Below are 17,721 nucleotides of genomic sequence, written 5' to 3' on the forward strand. Positions count from 1 at the left end.
GCCCGTTTGTTCTCATCACGCTCGCTTTCAACGGCTCAGCACGCATTTCTCGTAGAGACTCGGCAGCCTGCGATCGGGGTCGTAGACGTCCTTGAGCTTCCAGTAGGCGTCACCGCGGTAGTGCTGCCAGAACTCGTCCTCGTCGTAGTGCGTGGTGGAGTACAACGGTTTGAGTCCGTGCAGTGCGGCGATCTCACGTTCGATCAACCGGTTGTGGTGGTCGGGCGCCTGTCCTGCCCGGAGCGTCACCGGGCCCCAGAACCCGACGCTGACCCAGAGTTGGCCGGGCTGCATCGGATAGAGCGACATTTCCCGCCGGACACGCATCGGGCACAGCCACACCGGTTTGAGGCCGACCTCTCGGTCGAAGAAGTCCAGAAAGTCCCCGACGGCTTCGGCAGGTACGTCGGCGTCCTGCAGCACCCACTCCAAACGCCTGCCGCGCAACCGGTTCATCCCGCTCAGCAGCCCCAGGCGCCGGTCGTACATCATCAGCCGGCGAAGATTCTCGCTCGTGCGGACCCGGCCGGGGACGACCCTGCGCAGCACCGGGTTCTCCAGGCCGAACAGCCGTGACGTCCAGAACATGTCCGTGTCCCAACGCCACAAGTAGTCGCGGACGGTGAGATAGTCCTCTTCGCGTCGCCCGATCGACCGGTAGTAGATCTGTTTGCCGGTGTAGCCGGAGAGGTACGGAGTCTCGTCGGTGAACGTGCCGAGAGTCAGGCATACGTTGCCAGGCCCGAAATACACACCGTCCACGAAGTCGGCCCGCTCGTCGGCGCAGGCCTGAGTCATCGCCTCGGTCCACGCGGCAACAGACTTCAGCCGCATGTGTTTCAGCCGCACATAGGGCTTCGCCGGTTCCAGGTCGATCTTGAGCCGGAGGGCGTAACCGAGCGAGGCGTACGAATGCGGGAAACCGTGGAAGAGGTCGGCGTGCTCGTTGTCGCTCGTCGCCACCACGACGCGCCCGTCACCGGTGAGGATTTCCATCTCGGTGACCGGATCATGGGGCAGGCCTGCGCGGAACGATGAGGACTCCGCGCCAAGGCCGACGGCCGCGCCGCCCAACGTGATCGTCTTGAAGTCGAGGACAACCGGCGGGAGCAGGCCGTGCGCCAGTGTCGCCTCGGTGAGGTTCGCGTACGTGACCATGCCCTGCACGTCCGCTGTACGGGCTTGCGGATCGATGCTGAGCACCTGGTCGAAGCCGCTCACGTCGAGCCCGGCCCCGTGCGGCCGGGCGCGGGGCCGGAAGAGGTTGGAGGTGGGCTTGGCGAGCCGGATCGATGCCCCATCCGGGAGGGCGCGGTAGTTCTGCCGCAGCACCTCGACGGCACGGTCATGGTCCGCAGGCATAAGTCCCCCCAGTGCGTGGCTCGCGCTTACCGACCCGACGCTATCGAGACCATGACCTGGCGGTCGTCAATCAATAGTGGAAATCGCCTCCACAGTTGTTGACAACCGAGGCGGGGTGCACCAGACCCGTGTAGTAGGCGAGCGCGACCGCCTGGAACGAACGTTCCAGGCCGAGTTTCCGGAGAATATGGTGAATGTGGGACCGGACCGTCACCTCGGCGACAAAGAGCGTCTTGGCGATGTTCCCGACCGTCGTACCGGTGGCGAGCAGCTGAAGCACTTCCAGTTCACGGGGAGTCAGCGCGGCCAGCAAATCCGGCGCCTGCCTTCTCCCAGCGGTGCCGCCACCGGTGACCTCGGCGATGAAGTTGCTGGTCACAGCAGGCGAGAGCAACGCCTTCCCAGCCGCGGCCGCCCGCACACCGTAAGCGATCTGCTCCGGCGGATCCTCCTTCAGCAGAAACCCACGCGCACCGGCCCGTAACGCCATGACAGCACAATTGATGTCATTCTTCTCCGCCAGCACAACCACCGGCACAGAATGATTAAGGGCGGAATCGACCAGCTGACCCGTCGCCCGGCCACCCGGACCGGTAAGCCCGGCAACATCGGCCACAACAACAGCCGGACTGAGCGCCGAAACAGAATCCGAGGCGGAATTCCCGTCCGCAAACTCGCCTACCACCTCCAAATCCGGCTCACGCGCAAGAATCGTCCGCAGGCCCGCACGAACCAACGGCTGCTCATCACAGAGAAGAACACGAATCCCCATACTTCCTGCCCTTTTCGTAGAATTGCGTGCAAAACGCCGCGCCACATCACCGCCGCACGCGGCGGCGGTCACCAAGCGAGACGGCGTCACGCCGAAACCCTACTAGAGAAATCGAACATATGTTCAACTCTACTGGGCGTGTCGGCCTGATCCTCGACCGTTCACAACTCTCTTACGGTGAGCAAAGTGTGACCGTGCACGGAGTCGGGCTCCACCCGGCCCGTTTCACGGAACCCGAGCTTCTCCAGGACCCGGCGCGACGCGACATTCCAGTGCCAGACCGTCGCCCGCAGCCGCCGATAGCCTGCCTCGCTCGCCCAGGTGACCACGGCCCGGCCCGCTTCAGTCGCGTAACCGCAACCATGAACCACCCGCAGCAACTCAAAGGCCAACTCAGGCTCGTCGCCATCAAGGATCAGCCCGCAATACCCGATGACATCGGCGGTGCCCTTCCGCTTCACCGCCAGCAGCCCCGAATCCGCACGCACCTCCGCGGCGATGTCCTCCAAGGTCGGCCGGCCCTCCGCATCTACCCGCCGATGCGACGGCACCCGCAGATCCCGCTCAGCCCACAACTCACGATAGACAGCGGCCTCGTCCACTCGACGACGCCGAAGGATGAGTCGATCGGTCTGCAGAGTGTCCAGAACAGGCGCCCGCGACATGCCCGCATCGTCCCACTCAGGCGGCGTAAAACGGCAACGTAAGGGCGGTGTTGGCGCGACTGGCGGCTCAGCCGAGCAGTCCGGTCCGCGCAACAAGCGGCGCCATCCCTGAATCGAGGGTATCCGCATGTCGCCCACCGGCTCGAAAAGATCTTGAAAGAAATCCGGGAGGCGGTGTCGGATCGGGGTGGTGGCGTTCGTAGCAGGGGTGAGGCCGGCCAAGAGGGGCGGCGCCGAGGTGGAGGAACCGCGATCATGAAGCTGACGACCATAACTCAGGTCACCATCGACGGAGTGGTTCAGGGAAACGGTGGCGCGTCGGAAGAGGACCGCAGGAACGGATTCGAGCGCGGTGGATGGGCCCGGGGCAAGGGCGACCACGAGACCATGGCGTTCATCAACCAGACCTACCAGCGTGCCGACGCGTTCCTGCTTGGCCGGCGGACCTACGAGCTGTTCGCCGGCTCGTGGGGGTCCTTGACCGAACAGGATGTCCCTGGCTGGGAGCCGGTCATGCGGGCGTTGAACGCCCAGCCCAAGTACGTGGCGTCGGCCACGCTGGCCGATCCGGCGTGGTCGGGCACCGCCGTCCTGCCCGGCGACCTTGCCACCGCCATCCGGGAGCTGAAGGCCAAGCCGGGCGGTGAACTGCAGGTGCACGGCAGTGGCACTCTGGTCCAGTGGCTGCTGGCGAACGATCTCGTCGACGAGATGACGCTGATCGTGGTCCCGGTGATCCTCGGCCAGGGCGCGCGGCTGTTCCCGCAGACCGGCCCGGATCTCGCGCTCGACCTGGTCGAGTCGCGAGTCGATTCGAAGGGCGTCGCAATCCAGGTCTACCGGCCGGCCGGGCGTCCGCAGTATGCAACGGTCTGACCGAACCACACACAGGAGATGATCTGCAGATGCGGTATCTGGTTTCCGTGATCGACGACAAGAGCAATCCCGGCAGCACCGACCGGCAGCCTGCCATCAGCGTGTTCAACGAACGACTGATCGCCGAGGGCTACTGGGTCTTCGCGGGCGGGCTCGCCGACACCGACACGGCCACGGTCATCGACAACCGGGGCGAACAGGCGGTGTTCAGCGACGGGCCGTTCGTGGAGTCCAAGGAGTACCTCGCCGGCGTCTGGGTGTGGGAGGCCCCTGATCTGGATGTGGCACTCAGGCTCGCCACCGAGGCGTCGAAGATCTGTGATCGGAAGATCGAGGTGCGGCCGTTTCAGTGAGCGACGTCCAAGAGGCGATCACCCGGGCCCACCATGAGGAATGGGCACGGGTGGTCGCCGCCCTGACCAAGCGTTTCGGTGACCTCGACATCGCCGAGGAAGCGGCCGCCGAGGCGTTCGCGATTGCCGTCGAGCGGTGGCCGGCCGACGGCGTACCGCCCAACCCCGGCGCTTGGCTGACCACCACCGCCAACCGCAAGGCCATCGACCGGATCCGGCGCGAGAACAAGCGCGACGACAAGCACAAGGAGGCTCAGATGGTGTACGACGACCCGCCCGAGCCTCTCGGCGCCATCGACGACGACCGGCTCCGGCTGATCTTCACCTGCTGCCACCCCGCGCTGGCCATCGAAGCCCGCCTGGCTCTGACGCTTCGCATGGTTGGCGGGCTGACCGTGCCCGAGATCGCCCGCGCCTTCCTCGTGGCCGAAAGCGCCATGGGGCAACGGATCACCCGCGCGAAAGCCAAGATCAAAGCAGCGCGCATCCCCTACCGCGTGCCGGCCGCCGAAGATCTCCCAGCCCGCGTGTCCAGTGTGCTCACCGTCCTGTTTCTCGTGTTCAACGAGGGCTACCTGGCGACCGGCCCCGACACCGAGCCGGTGCGTCACGACCTGACCGCCGAGGCGATCCGGCTAACCCGACTGATCCGTGCCCTGCTGCCGGACAACGGTGAGGTGGCCGGGCTGCTGGCGCTGATGCTGCTCACCGAGGCCCGCCGCCCCGCCCGGGTCTCGGCCGGCGGCGAACTGGTCGCTCTCGATGAGCAGGACCGTGGGGCCTGGGACGCCGTGCTGATCGCCGAGGGCCACCAGCTGGTGCGCGAACGCCTCGCCACCGGGGTGGCCCCCGGGCGTTACCAGATCCTCGCGGCGATCAACGCCGTGCACACCTCTGCCCGCGACATTCGCGACACCGACTGGTCACAGGTCCTCGCCCTCTACGACCAGCTCGTCCGCCTCGATCCCTCGCCGATCGTCGCCCTCAACCGGGCCATCGCGGTCGCCGAGCTCGACGGCCCGGAGGTGGCACTGGCGGCCATCGACCGTCTTGAGGACAAACTGGCCGGCTATCACGCCTACCACGCCACCCGCGCCGACCTGCTGCGTCGGCTGGGCCGTAGCCAGGAATCCCGCGCGGCCTACGACAAAGCCATCGGCCTCGCGGGCAACAGCGCCGAGACCGCCAACCTGACACGCCGCCGAGACCAACTGCGGTAACGGATCCCGACCGGAACCACTTGCGTGACCGTGGGGCAGAATCGTCGCTCGTGGACGAAGTTTCCTCCGGACGGCTCGCTGAGGCGGACGATCTGGCTCACGCCCGGGATGGGGACAACGCCGCGTTCACCCGCTTGGTGACGCCGCTGCGCTGGGAGTTGCACGCCCACTGCTATCGGATGCTCGGCTCGGTCCATGATGCCGACGACGCTGTCCAGGAGGCACTGCTGCGGGCCTGGCGGGGGCTGGCTCGCTTCGAGGGGCGTAGCTCGCTGCGCACGTGGCTGTACACAGTGGCCACTCGTACCTGCCTGGACGTGATCGACGCACGCGACAAACGTGCGCTGCCAATGGATCTGGGTCCGTCCAGCGAGCGTGCTGTGCTCGACCAGCTTCCACGCACCGACGTGGCGTGGCTGGGTCCCTATCCGGATGCAGGCCTCCCCGCGGCACGCTCCGAGCAGCGCGAGGCGGTCGAGTTGGCCTTTGTCGCGGCATGTCAGCACCTGCCCGGCAACCAGCGGGCCGCGCTGCTGCTGTTCGACGTCCTCGGGTTCTCCGCCGCTGAAATCGCCGCCATGATGGACACCTCGGCCACCTCGGTGAACTCCGCGCTGGCACGTGCCCGGCGGATCGTCGCGCAGCGGGTCCCCGCCCGCACCCAGCAACAGACTCTGCGCACCATCGACGACACGAAACTGCGGGCACTCGTGACCGGGTTCGCGACCGCGCTGGATCGCGGCGACACCGAAGCCCTGATCGCACTGCTCACCGAGGACGTCACCTGGTCGATGCCGCCGCTGCCGCACTGGTATCACGGCATCGCGGCCGTCACCGACTTCGCCGTGCAGGTGCCCATGACGCGCTGCCCGAGCTGGCGGTACCGGACCATCAGTGCGAACGGCCAGCCAGCCATCGCGTTCTACCTCGGTACCGACGCCCACGGCCCGCACGACGCATGGTCGATCACGGTCCTGTCCCTGCGGGACGACCGGATCGCTGAGATCACCTCATTCCTCGGCGCCGGCCATTTCCCGCCGTTCGGGCTGCCCGCCTCACTGAGCTGACCCGCCATGAATCCGGGTTATGCCGGTCCGCGTGCGAGGACGTAGACCGCGCAGGCCAGGCCCAAGACCAATACCGCACCGGTGAGCACCAACATCGGCACCGCGGGAGATGGCGTCCTGCCGGTGCGGGTCAGCATGCGGTGGACTTGGCCGTGCCGGGCCGTCGACGCCAAATAGGCCCACCCGGACAACCCGATCCCGGCGAGTCCCAGCACAACCGCAGCCACACCGATGGCCTCCACCGTGAAACGGGCGACCGCGGAGCTCGCCACTGCGAGGGCGAGGCAGGTGCGGCGCCACGCCAGCAGTGTGCGCTCGGGCTGCAGACCAGGGTCGAACGGTGTGCTCACCAGAAAAATCCCACCACGATGAGCACAATGCCCAGGGTGATGCCCAGCGTCAGCACAAGCCCCAGCGAGGGGGCCGGGAGTGTTCGATCTTCCCGCAATGCGCGTTCGGTCCGCATCCAGCCGAACCACGCCTGGATCGCGGACAACAAGCCGAGCACTACGAACACAGCCGCCGCCGCGAACCGGAATCCCTCCTGGATAGGGACTTTCAGCGCCTCCAGCGCCACACCGCCCGCAAGCAACGCCAACGAGGTGCGGATCCACGCCAGGAACGTGCGCTCGTTGGCGAGACTGAATCGAGGGTCAGGCCGGGTGCCATACCGGTACACCGAAGCGGGAAACTGCGGCTTGTCGCCGGTCATTCCGCGGACTCCGCTCCGGGGGACAAGCCGGCGTCGCCGTCCTTGACGCGGCTACCTCCGCGCGTCCCGAGGCGCCGGAGGCTCGCTTCGAAGATCCCGCACATGTCGACGGACGGGTCACGAAGCCATTGCAGCTGCAGGCCGTTCATCACCGCGACCAGTTCGGTGGCCACCGCGGCCGGATCGAGCCCGGCAGGGACCAAGCCCTTCTCCTGATCGCGAGTGACCAGTCGCTCGATCCGGTTACGGACACGCCGATTGCGTTCGAGGAAGAACTCATGGGCCGGGTGCGCCGGGTCAAGGCTCTCGGCCGCTTGGACAGTGAACAACCGAACCAGACCGGGCTGGGTCTCGTTGCGACGGCAGAAGGCCATCAGCCACTCCCGGGTGGTGGCGTCGACGCCCTTGAACTGCGTCTCGACGAACTGCTCATCCTGAAGGTCGCGCTGTTGCAACACCGCCAGAATGAGCACTTCCTTGCTGCCGAAGTGATGCAGCAATCCAGGCTGGGAAACCCCTACCCTCGCGGCCACCTCAGCCAGACTCGTGCCCCTGAAACCCGCGAGGGCGAAGGCATCCGCTGCAACGGAAAGGATCTGTTCTCGCCGCGCAGCCGCCGGTCGGCGAATCCGGCCTGCCTCCGCCCGCGTCATCGGCCACTCCGTCCCGGCACATCCTCGTGGTTCCGCTACCTTACCGAGCACTCGGTAGGTAAGGAATCCCTACCCGCAAGTAACCGCAAGCTCGGCGAGCCACCGCTTCCTGGCTTGTCCACTGATCGTGGGATCTCGCCTCAGCGGCAGCCATGGCCACCCCGGGTTTTCCGGGGTGGTGGCCGTGTTGCTGGCCATACTCACTTGGTTCGTCACCGGCTGTGGTCCATCGGCAAGTCACGACGTTTCCGTTTCCAGCCCTGCCGTGACGACGACGCCATCCACTGTGGACACCCAACCGGCCGGTCCGGCGAAGCCCGAACCTGTGTCCCTCGAGATTCCCAGGATCTCAGCGAAATCCTCCCTTGTGCCGCTTGGGCTCGACAAGGATGAGACGGTGGAGGTCCCGCCGGTCAGCCAGCCGATGCAGGCAGGCTGGTACAAGTTCGGCCCGGCGCCGGGCGAGGTCGGTCCCGCCGTCATTCTCGGCCATGTGGACGGCGACAAGAAGCCGGGGATCTTCTTCCGGCTGCGTGAACTGAAGCCCGGTGACGAGATCCTGGTTGCCAGACAGGACGGCAAGACCGCGAAGTTCGTTGTCCAGCAACTGGACCAGATCGCCAAGAGCGAGTTTCCCGAGGAGCAGGTCTACGGCGATACCGGTCAACCGGAACTACGGCTGATCACCTGCGGCGGCGCCTTCGACCGGACCGAACACAGCTACAAGGACAACATCATCGTCTACGCCACCCTGGCCACGTAATGAATTACAACGGAATCCGGCCGAGTGCGAGCAGGTCGATCACGGTCGGCCCGCCTACGTAACAGGTCATGCCACCGTCCATTGTGACCGTCGAGCCCGTGGTCAGTCTGGCCAGGTAGACCGCCGCACCCACCACGTCCTCCGGGGCGCCCCAGCGTCGTGCCGGCACCGCCCGCAACAGGCCGTCGGGCACTTCCTGGTTGCCGGACATCATCTTGGTCAGCTCCGTGGAGATCCACCCCGGCAGGATCGCGTTGACGCGAACACCGCTGGCTGCCCATTCGGTGGCCAGCGCGCGGGTCAGCGAGACCGAGTGATCCTCACCAATTCACACCGCGGCGTGACAGCAACCTCGATGAGGTGAATCCGGTGACTGCGTCATGTCATGTTCCAGGAAGCATTTCGTAGCGGCAGGCACCCCCATGAGCCCCAGGACCCTGCTTTGGTACTGGGGCTCATGGCGCGAGGCAGTGGCTAGCTCCAGTAGGCCTTAGCCTGCCTGCCGAGTGATTGCTGGCCTGCTGTGTTGGCGTGGCAGCCGTCGGCGACCTCATTGCTCCTGAGGCGGAACACCCCGGGGTAGGTCACGTTCTGCGTCGGATCGGCCGCGGCCTGCCGGGCGAGGTTGTCTGTCAACTGTGGACCGTTGGGGCCGGCGAGGAAACAGCTTTGACCGGGATCGTAGAGCGGCATGCCGGAAATGATGATCGTCGCCGCCGGGGCCGCGTGCAGGCGCGCGTTGGCGATGAGCATCTTCACCTCGTTGTAGGTGGCCCCGCTCCACGAGAATATGCAGATCTGCACCCACACCGCCGTGGGCTTGCCAAATCTGCTTGCCTGCTGGTCGAATTTCTGCCAGGCGCCTGAGTTGGGACTGGTCCACGACTGCACGACCAGACCGCCTGTCCCATATGGACCCCACATGCGCGTGCCGCCGACCGCACGGTATCCCTGCGAAACGTTCTCGGCCATCGAGCAGCCGATGAAGCCCATCGAGTTCGGCTGGGCCGCGGCCGCCTGCGAGGTGATCACCAGGAACGCGACGAGGGTTGCGAGCACAGCCTTGATACGAGTCATTCGTACCTCCAGGGCGTTGTGGCAACAGGAAAGGCTCATGGCGCGGCGCCGAGATTCTGGGAGCGCTCCCAGTTTCACGGTAACGGCACGGCCGGTCACGGTCAATAACAGTCTCCAAGATCCTGAAGTCGCGCGATCTGGTTGTAGACAGTCCCGGTGGCGAGGCCCTACCCTGTTGACGCTCGGTGTCGGCTCTGGTCGGTGTGGATCGGAGGGCTGGATGAACAGGCTGCTCGCAATCTTGGCCCCAGCACTGGTGTTGGCCACGGTTCTGGTCGCGGTTGCAGGGACTGCGTCGGCGTCCGGACGCGTGGCGTGTGCCGATCTTCCGAAGATCGGTCTGCCTGAGGTGCCGAACGTGTCGGCGCAGCTGGTCACCGATGGACAGGCGGCCGGGATGACCGGGTTGCCCGAGTTCTGCCGGGTGATTCTGACTGTGGTGCCCCGAATCGGGATCGAGGTGTGGTTGCCGACCGGCACCTACAACCGGCGGTTCCAGGCCGTCGGGGGCGGCGGCTACGCCGGTGTCATCAGCTATCCGGCGATGGCAGGTGCGCTGCGGGCAGGATTCGCGACGGCGTCGACGGACACCGGGCACCAGGTCAGGGACGGATCGTTCGCGCTGCGGCCGGACGGCCGGCTCGATCAGCAGCTGATCACCGATTTCGCGTCCCGTTCGCTGACCGAGCTGACCCTCAAGGCCAAAATTCTGATCAAGGCCTTCTACGGCCAGCCATCCCGCTTTTCCTACTGGAACGGGTGCTCCACCGGTGGTCGCCAGGGCCTGATGCTGGCCCAGCGGATGCCTGGTGCCTACGACGGCATCCTGGCCGGCGCGCCGGCGATCAACTGGGACCGGTTCATTCCCGCTGAACTGTGGCCACAAGTCGTGATGCGCCAGGAGTTGGGCGGGCCGATCGGGGACTGCAAACTGGCCGCCGCCACACAGGCCGCCGTGGCGCACTGCGACCGGTATGACGGCGTCGCCGACGGCGTGATCGACGATCCGCGCCGATGCGATTTCGACGCCCGGACTCTGATCGGTCAGGCAACGCCGTGTGGCGCGTTCACCACAGCGGACGCCGACGTGGTGCGGGCGATCTGGCAGGGAGCCGTGGCCAAGAACGGCAAACGGCTGTGGTACGGGCTGGCCAAGGGCGCGCCCTTGGGTTTCCTGGCAGGGCCGGTGCCCTTCCCCATCGCCGAGAACCATCTGCGGTACTGGGTCGAGCAGAACCCGCAATTCGATTGGCGGACACTGGACTACGCCGGCTTCGAGCGGGACTTCCGTGCGTCACAACGGTTGTTCGGCAACGTCATCGGCACCGACGATCCCGATCTGTCCCGGCTGCGCGCCTCCGGCGGGCGGCTGCTGATCTGGCACGGCTGGAACGACCAGCTCATCTTCCCCCAGGGCAGCATCGACTACTACCAGCGCGTGCTCGACCGGATGGGCGGAGTGCGCCGGGTGGGCGAGTTCGCCCGGTTGTTCATGGCCCCCGGTGTCGAGCACTGCGCCGGCGGGCCTGGCCCGAACACCTTCGACATGTTCGCCGCCCTGACAAGGTGGGTGGAACAGGGGTCGGCGCCGGACCGCGTCATCGCGTCCAAAGTGGATAACGGCCAGGTCACACGGACTCGACCGCTGTGTGCCTACCCGCGGATCGCCCGCTACGACGGCAGAGGCAACCCGAACTCCGCCGCGAACTTCGACTGCACGCTCTGAGAACGGCCGATCATCGGTTGTACTGGCACATGTCTGGGCCGTTCGGCCGTCATCACTACGTTGGTTACTCCCTGTACTTGACCATCTGGAGGCGGAACGATGCCAGGGTGAGTCAGATCCGGGGGGAGAGAGATCATGCCTCGTGTGGAGCGGCCGCTGGGCGGGGAGGATTCCGCACTTGTCCAGTTCGCGGGCGACCTGAGGTTGTTGCGGGACAAGGCAGGCAAACCGAGCTACCGGGAGCTGGCCCGGCGTGCGCACTACGCGTCCACGACGTTGTCCGATGCGGCTGGTGGGCGGCGGTTGCCTACCTTGGCCGTGGTTCTGGCGTATGTGAGCGCATGTGATGGTGACGTTGTCGAGTGGGAGCAGCGCTGGCGAGAAGTTGCCGCGGCGCGAGGTGAGGAAGACGGAACGGCGCCGTATTCGGGGTTGGCGGCGTTGCAGGTTGAGGATGCGGATCGGCTTTTCGGGCGAACCGCGCTGTTGGAGGAGATTGTCGGGCGACTGACACAGAACCGGTTTCTGGCGGTTGTGGGGGCGTCCGGGGTTGGTAAGTCGTCGTTGCTGCGGGCGGGTTTGGTCGCCCGGGTTCGTACGGAGGGGCTGGGTGACAGTGCTGCTGCCACCGCCGTGGTGATGACGCCTGGAGAGCGGCCGGTTGACGAGTTGGCGGCTCGGTTGGCGGAACGTGCCGGGGATCGCGAACTGGTCGTGGTGATCGACCAGTTCGAAGAGGTCTTCACGCTGTGCCATGATCGCGAGGAGAGAGCTCGCTTTGTCGCCGCGGTGGTAGCGGCCGCAGGCGGCAGGACACGTGTTGTCATCGGGATGCGAGCAGACTTCTTCGCGCACTGCGCGGACTATCCGGAGTTGCGGGCGGTGATGGGAGGCTCGCAGGTGCTCGTCGGGGCCATGACGACGGATGAACTGCGACAAGTGGTGGTAGGGCCGGCCGAGCGGATGGCGTGCACCGTCGAAAACTCTTTGGTGGCAGCGGTCGTGGCGGATGCCGCAGGACAGGCTGCGGTACTTCCGTTGGTGTCGCACGCGTTGCTGGAGACATGGCGGCGACGAAAAGGCGGGACTCTCACCCTCGCGGGGTATCGGGCGGCGGGAGGTATCGAAGGGGCACTGGCCAAAACCGCCGAAGATCTCTACGGATCGCTGAGCCCGGAACGCAAGCGGCTGACGCGTGAGTTGTTCCTGCGGCTGACGGTGTTCGGCGAAGGCACGGGAGACACGAAGCGCCGCGTCTTGCGCGACGAGCTCGACACCGGCGACCCGGACACGTGGACGGTGTTGGAAAGCCTTGCCAGCGCGCGGCTTGTGACACTTGACGAGGCCACAGCCGAGTTGACGCACGAGGCCGTGATCACGGCGTGGGCGCGGCTGCACAATTGGCTGGTCACTGACCGGGACGGTCTTCGCACCCATCGAAGGCTCACCGAGGCCGCGTACACGTGGAAGGCGCTCGGCCAGGACACAAGTGCCCTCTATCGGGGCACACAGTTGGTGATCGCCCGCGAATGGGCCGAGCGCGATGGTCACCGCGAGGAGCTGAACCCGGCCGAGCAGGCCTTCCTGGATGCGAGCATCGAACTGGAGGCCAGCGAAAGGAAACGAACGCGTCGACGTGATCGGCAGCTGCGATATCTGACGGTCGGGCTGGTGGTGTTGCTGGTGGTTGTCATCGGCATCGCGTTAGTCGCGGTCCAGCAGCGTCGCGACGCGGTGGACGCGCGCCAGGTCGCGATCTCCCGGCAGTTGGCGACGCAGGCACAGACGCTCGTCGACTCGCGGCCGGACACGGCGATGCTGTTGAGCGTGCAGGCTTACCGCACTGCGCCGACAGTCGAAGCACGCAGCGCATTGCTCGGGATGTCCACGCGTGGTGCCTACCAGGCGGAGTTCGCGGCACACGCCAAAGCGGTGTCGGAACTCGCCTTTTCGTCCGACGGCCGCACGCTGGTCACCGCGAGCGCCGATCACTCGATGGCGACGTGGGACGTACGTGCCCGGCACCGTATCGCGTCTCTCACCGAGCACGACACCTGGTTGCGTGCGTTGGCAACCAGTCCGGACGGCTCCACCATGGCCAGCGGCGGGGACGACAAGGACATCATCCTCTGGCACCTCGCCAGCAACGTCCGTGTCGGCACGCTGTCCGGCCACACCGCTGCGGTCAAGGAAGTCGCGTTCAGCCCTAACGGGCGTCTGCTCGCGTCGGGCGGCGCCGATGACACCGTCATCATCTGGGACCTGGCACAACGCACTGCCATCGCCCGGTTCACGGGTCACGGCGGCACAGTGAACAGCCTGGCGTTCAGCGCGGACGGGCGCGTCCTGGCCGCCGCCGGCACAGGGAAGACCGTCGTGCTTTGGGATATAGCAACCCAAACGCGGATCAAGACTCTCGCAGGCCATACGGACACCATCTACAAGGTGGCGTTCGACCGCACTGGCCGGTACCTCGCGTCGGCGGGAGACACCACGGTGCGGCTGTGGAACGCCGCCGACGGCTCCCCGTCGAAGGTGTTGACAGGCCACATAGACCGTGTCCTGACACTCGCGTTCAGCCCGGACGGCACTACCCTCGCCAGCGCCGGAAACGACACAAAAGTCCTGCTGTGGGATGTCGGTCGAGGCGTCCTACGTACCCGCCTCACCGGACATACGAACAGCGTCTACGCGCTCGCGTTCGGCGCCGACTCACTACTGGCCTCAGCCGGGGAGACCGGCTCGGTCATTCTCTGGAACACCGATCAGGCCATCCTCGTCGAGACCGGCGAAAACCGTATCAACGATCTGGCTTTCAGCCCGGACGGCACCACTCTCGCCGAGGCGGCCGAGAACCGCACAATGTTGTGGGACGCGAAAACACGCCGCCAACTCGGCGTCCTCACCGACGCGTCAACAGTGAATGCCCTGGCGTTCAGCCCAAATGGCAAACTGCTCGCCACGGCCAACAAAGACGGCACCATAACCTTGTGGGCGCTGGAGAACGGCACCCAGATCGCGAAGCTCACCGGCCACACAGACGCCGCGCTCGATATCGCGTTCAGCCCTTCCGGCCACACCCTCGTGACCAGCGGTATCGACAAGACAGCGATCGTGTGGGACGTCGCCACCCACGTCCGTATGGCCACGCTGAGCAGCCATACCGGGGCCGTCAACGGCGTGACGTTCAGCTCCGACGGGCAAATCCTCGCCACCGCGAGCCACGACTTCACCGTGGTGCTGTGGAACACGGCTGACTGGACGCCACGCGTACAACTCATCGGGCACAAAGGCTGGGTACGCAACGCCACGTTCAGCCCGGACGGTCGCACCGTCGCCACAGCGAGCAGCGATTCCACGGTCCGGCTTTGGGACGCGGCGACCGGCACCTTGAAGGCCACTCTCACCGGACATCTCGACACCGAATTCAACGGGGTCGCGTTCAGCCCGGACAGCACAACGCTGGCATTCACCAGCGGCGAGAACACCATTTCCCTCTGGAATCTCGACAAGCACACCAATTGGGCCCGCCTCGCGGGCCACACCAAGGCAATCCGCGCTCTGGCTTTCAGCCCCGACGGCCGCACGCTCGTCACTGCGGGTGGCGAAATGGTGCTGTTCTGGGATACCGACGCCGAACGGGCTGCCAGGCAAATCTGCGACACCTTCTGGCGTGATCTCACCGACGACGAGTGGAACCAGCTCGTAGCAGACCTGCCCCGCCAGAACACCTGCTGACGTTGTCCGGGCTTTGGTGTCCGGACTGTCGACAGCCCTGGTCGGACACCACTGCGGTGCTAGACATGCTGCCATGCCTGGAAGTCGTTACGGCGGGCCGACAACGACGCCGAAGGCATCCCGTTCGCAATCAAGAAAAGAGGGGGCAATGAGGAGGACACTCACCGTGCTCGCGATGATCGCGGCCACGTCCCTGGCGTCGACCGGCGTGTCCGACGCGTCGCAGGTGGCGGACCCGGACGATGAAGCCGGCACACTTGGTGGTTGCGTGGCCAACGTCTGCGGCTCCGTGATGAACGAGAGCAACCACGTCATCTGGGCGATCAAGGACTGGGGCAACGGCGGCCCAGCACCAGGCACTGAGTTCAAGCCGCTTCAACCCAACGAGCAGACGCCGCCGAACGAGGACTGGGACGGCGTCTACGTGGAGTGCAACGCCTCCGGGCGGCTCGCCACGTGGGTACCTCCAGTCTGGGTATGGAAGGACTTCACAGTGCCCGCCCGGTGGGCGAAGAAGATCGCCACCAACGAGGACGCACACATCCGTGGCCAGTCCTGCTGACCTGAGTATTCCCCGAACTGTGAGAGGGAAGTGACGTCAATGATTTCGAAGTACCGTGCGGCGATCGTATTCGCCGGGACACTGCTTGGCAGTGGCCTTGTCGTTTCTCCTGCCGGCGCCGACTCGATCGGGATCCTTGCCAGCTCCACCTGCTTCGTCGGCAGCAGCGGCAACTGCACGACCGCCATTGTGTCGGCCAATGCCAGCGGGCATTTCGTGGACATCGGCATCAACAACCGCCTCCGTCCGTCGCCGTGCCCGTGGCGGGCCCGGGACGTCAACAATGGTGTCGTCGTTCGTTCCGGCACCGTGGGAACGTCGAGCAGTCACGGTGAACGAATTCCGGGACTGTACAGCGTGTATCAGCTCGAACTCCGAGGTTGCTCGATATCAGCTCGTGGGGACATCGACAACACCTGAACGCGTCGCTGATTCAGGCCCTGGATTGCGAGTACCGTGAGAAGCGGAAAGGCAATCCAACGGGGGTAGGATGAGTCGGATCATTGTCGTGACCGCGGCGATCATGCTCGCCGCGGTCACGCCCGCAGCTTCGTCAACGCCGGCCAGGCGCACGCTTTATGTGACGAACGGGGATTCCGACAATGTCGCGGTGTCCACGATCCTGGCGTCCGGCGACCTCAAACCCGTGGGCAAGCCCGTTGAGGCTCTGGATCGGCCGCGCGGCATTGTGTTCGCTCCTAACGGGAACACCGCCTATGTCCTCAGAACCGGGGCCGACAGAATCGCCAGCTACCGCGTCGGCGCGCGAGGCCAGCTGACGCCGTTCGGCACGCCTGGCCCCGCAGCACACCTACGCCACCCCGGGCCGGTACCGAGTCACGCTCACCGTCACCGATGACGAGGGCTGTTCAACCAAGCTGGTGTTCACCGGACAGTCGGCTTCCTGCAACGGATCCTCGGTCGCCGTGACACACCAGGAGGTCGTCATCACCTCCTAGGGTGCGTCAGAGCACGGCGAGCCGGTCCACCAACAACAGTGTCCTGCGCTCGGTGTCCTCCGGCGGCAGCCGACCCGCCCGGGTCAGGGTCGCCAGCCCATGCAGGCCCGCCCAGAACAACTCGGTGAACAGGCCCGGGTGGACGCCGTCGCCGGCGACTTCTCCGAGGCTCTCCAGCAGGGCGGCGAAGGCGTCCTTCAGAGGTTCTGGGGTGTCGGCCTGCGCGAACGCCAGGCCGCCGTCGAGCTGGAACATGGCGTCGTAGACCGCCGGGTTACGTGCGGCGAAGTCCAGGTAGGCGCGGGCGAGCGCGGTGACCCGAGCGCGCGGGCCGTCCGCGGCGGAGGCCGCCGCCCGCACTGCCGCGGCCATCTCAGCGGCGCCTTGGAGGGCGACGGCGCCGATGATCTCGCGTTTGCCGCGGAAGTGGCTGTAGAGAACGGGCTGGCTGTATTCGATGCGCTCGGCGAGCCGACGGGTGGTGACCGCGTCCCAACCCTGCTGCTCAGCGAGTTCGCGAGCCGTCGCCAAGATGAGGCGTTCCCGGTCAGCCCGTTCACGCTCCTTGCGTTCCTGTACCGACATGACTCGATCCTAGCACCGCTAGACAATCGAGCGTCAGTAGTACTAGCGTTGACACGTCAGATATCAACGCTAGATCTCAGGAGAGGTCCTCATGCTCAACGCACTCGAGGTGTTCACCACCGTGATCGTCGGCGTGATGGTGGGGGTGGAGTTCTCCGTCGCCTTCGTCATCAACCGAATCCTCGACAGCCTCCCGGACGACAGCGCCCTACGCGGCCGCGCCCACGGAGGCCGGATGCTCGGCGCCGTGATGCCGGTCTGGTACATCACCTCGCTCGTCCTCGTCGCGGTCTGGGCCATCGCCGGATGGAGCCACCCCGGCACCGGCCTCGTCGTCACCGCCGGCGCCCTGCTGATCGTCAGCGTGATCATGTCGGTCCTACTGCTCGTCCCGATCAACAACCGAGGCAAGACGTGGACCCCCGACAACCGGCCCGCCGACTGGAAGCAGCAGATGAACCGCTGGGACCGCTACCACTACGTCCGCGTCGCCGTCATCATCGCCGCCTTCGCCCTACTGGTCGCCGCCCGCACCTGAGCCCACGCGGCAGGGGTAAAAACCGCTACTTCAGCGGTGGATGTGGCGAGTACGGTGTGGCCGTGGCCGGTGATCGCGTGCAGCGGCGGCTCA

Annotated in this window: 21 protein-coding genes; 12 read left to right on the forward strand and 9 right to left on the reverse strand. The window is 66.0% G+C overall.

From position 1 onward, the window contains the following. Positions 1-27: 27 nt before the first annotated feature. The 3 genes from JOF56_RS41140 to JOF56_RS41150 form a co-directional block, all read right to left on the reverse strand. Positions 28-1,362 (reverse strand): FAD-binding oxidoreductase, encoded by a 1,335-nt coding sequence (locus JOF56_RS41140; RefSeq protein WP_209645009.1) that lies wholly within the window; start codon positions 1,360-1,362, stop codon positions 28-30. A 70-nt stretch (positions 1,363-1,432) separates the two neighbouring features. Continuing rightward, positions 1,433-2,224 carry a LuxR C-terminal-related transcriptional regulator gene (locus JOF56_RS41145; protein ID WP_209645010.1) on the reverse strand — a complete coding sequence of 264 codons (792 nt, stop codon included), beginning with the start codon at positions 2,222-2,224 and terminating at the stop codon, positions 1,433-1,435. 71 nt (positions 2,225-2,295) lie between these two features. Further along, entirely contained in the window at positions 2,296-2,799 is a 504-nt protein-coding gene (locus JOF56_RS41150; RefSeq protein WP_209645011.1) for a GNAT family N-acetyltransferase, read from the reverse strand. Between the two features lie 255 nt (positions 2,800-3,054). On the opposite strand from JOF56_RS41150, the gene JOF56_RS41155 reads away from it, so the two are divergent. The 4 genes from JOF56_RS41155 to JOF56_RS41170 are packed head-to-tail and all read left to right on the forward strand — an operon-like array spanning position 3,055 to position 6,315. After that, positions 3,055-3,675, forward strand: coding sequence for a dihydrofolate reductase family protein (locus JOF56_RS41155; RefSeq protein WP_209645012.1), 621 nt, complete (start codon positions 3,055-3,057; stop codon positions 3,673-3,675). Between the two features lie 29 nt (positions 3,676-3,704). Then, positions 3,705-4,028: a YciI family protein gene (locus tag JOF56_RS41160; protein WP_209645013.1), complete on the forward strand. Its 324-nt coding sequence runs from the start codon at positions 3,705-3,707 to the stop codon at positions 4,026-4,028. After that, complete coding sequence (locus tag JOF56_RS41165) at positions 4,025-5,248, forward strand: RNA polymerase sigma factor (RefSeq protein ID WP_209645014.1); 1,224 nt, start codon at positions 4,025-4,027, stop codon at positions 5,246-5,248. The genes JOF56_RS41160 and JOF56_RS41165 overlap by 4 nt, the downstream gene beginning before the upstream one ends. Before the next feature lie 50 nt (positions 5,249-5,298). Next, the gene (locus tag JOF56_RS41170; RefSeq protein WP_209645015.1) at positions 5,299-6,315 is read left to right on the forward strand and encodes a sigma-70 family RNA polymerase sigma factor; all 1,017 of its coding nucleotides are present in this window, start codon (positions 5,299-5,301) and stop codon (positions 6,313-6,315) included. A gap of 17 nt (positions 6,316-6,332) precedes the next feature. On the opposite strand, the gene JOF56_RS41175 is transcribed toward JOF56_RS41170, so the two are convergent. Genes JOF56_RS41175 through JOF56_RS41185 form a run of 3 tightly spaced genes read right to left on the reverse strand, consistent with a single transcriptional unit; the run spans position 6,333 to position 7,680 of the window. Next, positions 6,333-6,665, reverse strand: a complete 333-nt coding sequence (locus JOF56_RS41175; protein ID WP_209645016.1) for a DUF202 domain-containing protein — start codon at positions 6,663-6,665, stop codon at positions 6,333-6,335. Then, positions 6,662-7,027 carry a YidH family protein gene (locus tag JOF56_RS41180; RefSeq protein ID WP_209645017.1) on the reverse strand — a complete coding sequence of 122 codons (366 nt, stop codon included), beginning with the start codon at positions 7,025-7,027 and terminating at the stop codon, positions 6,662-6,664. The genes JOF56_RS41175 and JOF56_RS41180 overlap by 4 nt, the downstream gene beginning before the upstream one ends. Beyond that, entirely contained in the window at positions 7,024-7,680 is a 657-nt protein-coding gene (locus JOF56_RS41185; protein WP_209645018.1) for a TetR/AcrR family transcriptional regulator, read from the reverse strand. Before JOF56_RS41185 ends, JOF56_RS41180 begins: the two co-directional genes overlap by 4 nt. A gap of 265 nt (positions 7,681-7,945) precedes the next feature. Between JOF56_RS41185 and JOF56_RS41190 the strand changes: the two genes are divergently transcribed. After that, the gene (locus JOF56_RS41190; protein ID WP_372448300.1) at positions 7,946-8,443 is read left to right on the forward strand and encodes a class F sortase; all 498 of its coding nucleotides are present in this window, start codon (positions 7,946-7,948) and stop codon (positions 8,441-8,443) included. A gap of 4 nt (positions 8,444-8,447) precedes the next feature. Here the strand turns inward: JOF56_RS41190 and JOF56_RS41195 are convergent, their stop codons facing one another. Then, positions 8,448-8,771: an SDR family oxidoreductase gene (locus tag JOF56_RS41195; RefSeq protein ID WP_209648778.1), complete on the reverse strand. Its 324-nt coding sequence runs from the start codon at positions 8,769-8,771 to the stop codon at positions 8,448-8,450. A gap of 146 nt (positions 8,772-8,917) precedes the next feature. Beyond that, complete coding sequence (locus JOF56_RS41200; protein WP_209645019.1) at positions 8,918-9,520, reverse strand: hypothetical protein; 603 nt, start codon at positions 9,518-9,520, stop codon at positions 8,918-8,920. Positions 9,521-9,740: 220 nt separating this feature from the next. Between JOF56_RS41200 and JOF56_RS41205 the strand changes: the two genes are divergently transcribed. The 6 genes from JOF56_RS41205 to JOF56_RS60875 all read left to right on the forward strand — a co-directional run bounded on the left by JOF56_RS41205 (position 9,741) and on the right by JOF56_RS60875 (position 16,505). After that, the gene (locus tag JOF56_RS41205) at positions 9,741-11,246 is read left to right on the forward strand and encodes a tannase/feruloyl esterase family alpha/beta hydrolase (protein WP_209645020.1); all 1,506 of its coding nucleotides are present in this window, start codon (positions 9,741-9,743) and stop codon (positions 11,244-11,246) included. A 135-nt stretch (positions 11,247-11,381) separates the two neighbouring features. Continuing rightward, positions 11,382-14,984 (forward strand): nSTAND1 domain-containing NTPase, encoded by a 3,603-nt coding sequence (locus JOF56_RS41210; RefSeq protein WP_209645021.1) that lies wholly within the window; start codon positions 11,382-11,384, stop codon positions 14,982-14,984. A gap of 148 nt (positions 14,985-15,132) precedes the next feature. After that, positions 15,133-15,546, forward strand: coding sequence for a hypothetical protein (locus tag JOF56_RS41215; protein WP_209645022.1), 414 nt, complete (start codon positions 15,133-15,135; stop codon positions 15,544-15,546). Positions 15,547-15,585: 39 nt separating this feature from the next. Further along, entirely contained in the window at positions 15,586-15,966 is a 381-nt protein-coding gene (locus JOF56_RS41220; protein WP_209645023.1) for a hypothetical protein, read from the forward strand. Between the two features lie 70 nt (positions 15,967-16,036). Then, positions 16,037-16,405: a beta-propeller fold lactonase family protein gene (locus tag JOF56_RS41225; protein WP_209645024.1), complete on the forward strand. Its 369-nt coding sequence runs from the start codon at positions 16,037-16,039 to the stop codon at positions 16,403-16,405. Next, the gene (locus JOF56_RS60875) at positions 16,341-16,505 is read left to right on the forward strand and encodes a PKD domain-containing protein (RefSeq protein ID WP_209648779.1); all 165 of its coding nucleotides are present in this window, start codon (positions 16,341-16,343) and stop codon (positions 16,503-16,505) included. Before JOF56_RS41225 ends, JOF56_RS60875 begins: the two co-directional genes overlap by 65 nt. Positions 16,506-16,511: 6 nt before the next feature. On the opposite strand, the gene JOF56_RS41235 is transcribed toward JOF56_RS60875, so the two are convergent. Further along, positions 16,512-17,090 (reverse strand): TetR/AcrR family transcriptional regulator, encoded by a 579-nt coding sequence (locus tag JOF56_RS41235; protein ID WP_209645025.1) that lies wholly within the window; start codon positions 17,088-17,090, stop codon positions 16,512-16,514. A gap of 91 nt (positions 17,091-17,181) precedes the next feature. Between JOF56_RS41235 and JOF56_RS41240 the strand changes: the two genes are divergently transcribed. Beyond that, positions 17,182-17,628: an anthrone oxygenase family protein gene (locus JOF56_RS41240; RefSeq protein ID WP_209645026.1), complete on the forward strand. Its 447-nt coding sequence runs from the start codon at positions 17,182-17,184 to the stop codon at positions 17,626-17,628. Positions 17,629-17,721 lie beyond the last annotated feature (93 nt).

Source organism: Kibdelosporangium banguiense, from assembly GCF_017876405.1.
Lineage (GTDB): Bacteria > Actinomycetota > Actinomycetes > Mycobacteriales > Pseudonocardiaceae > Kibdelosporangium > Kibdelosporangium banguiense.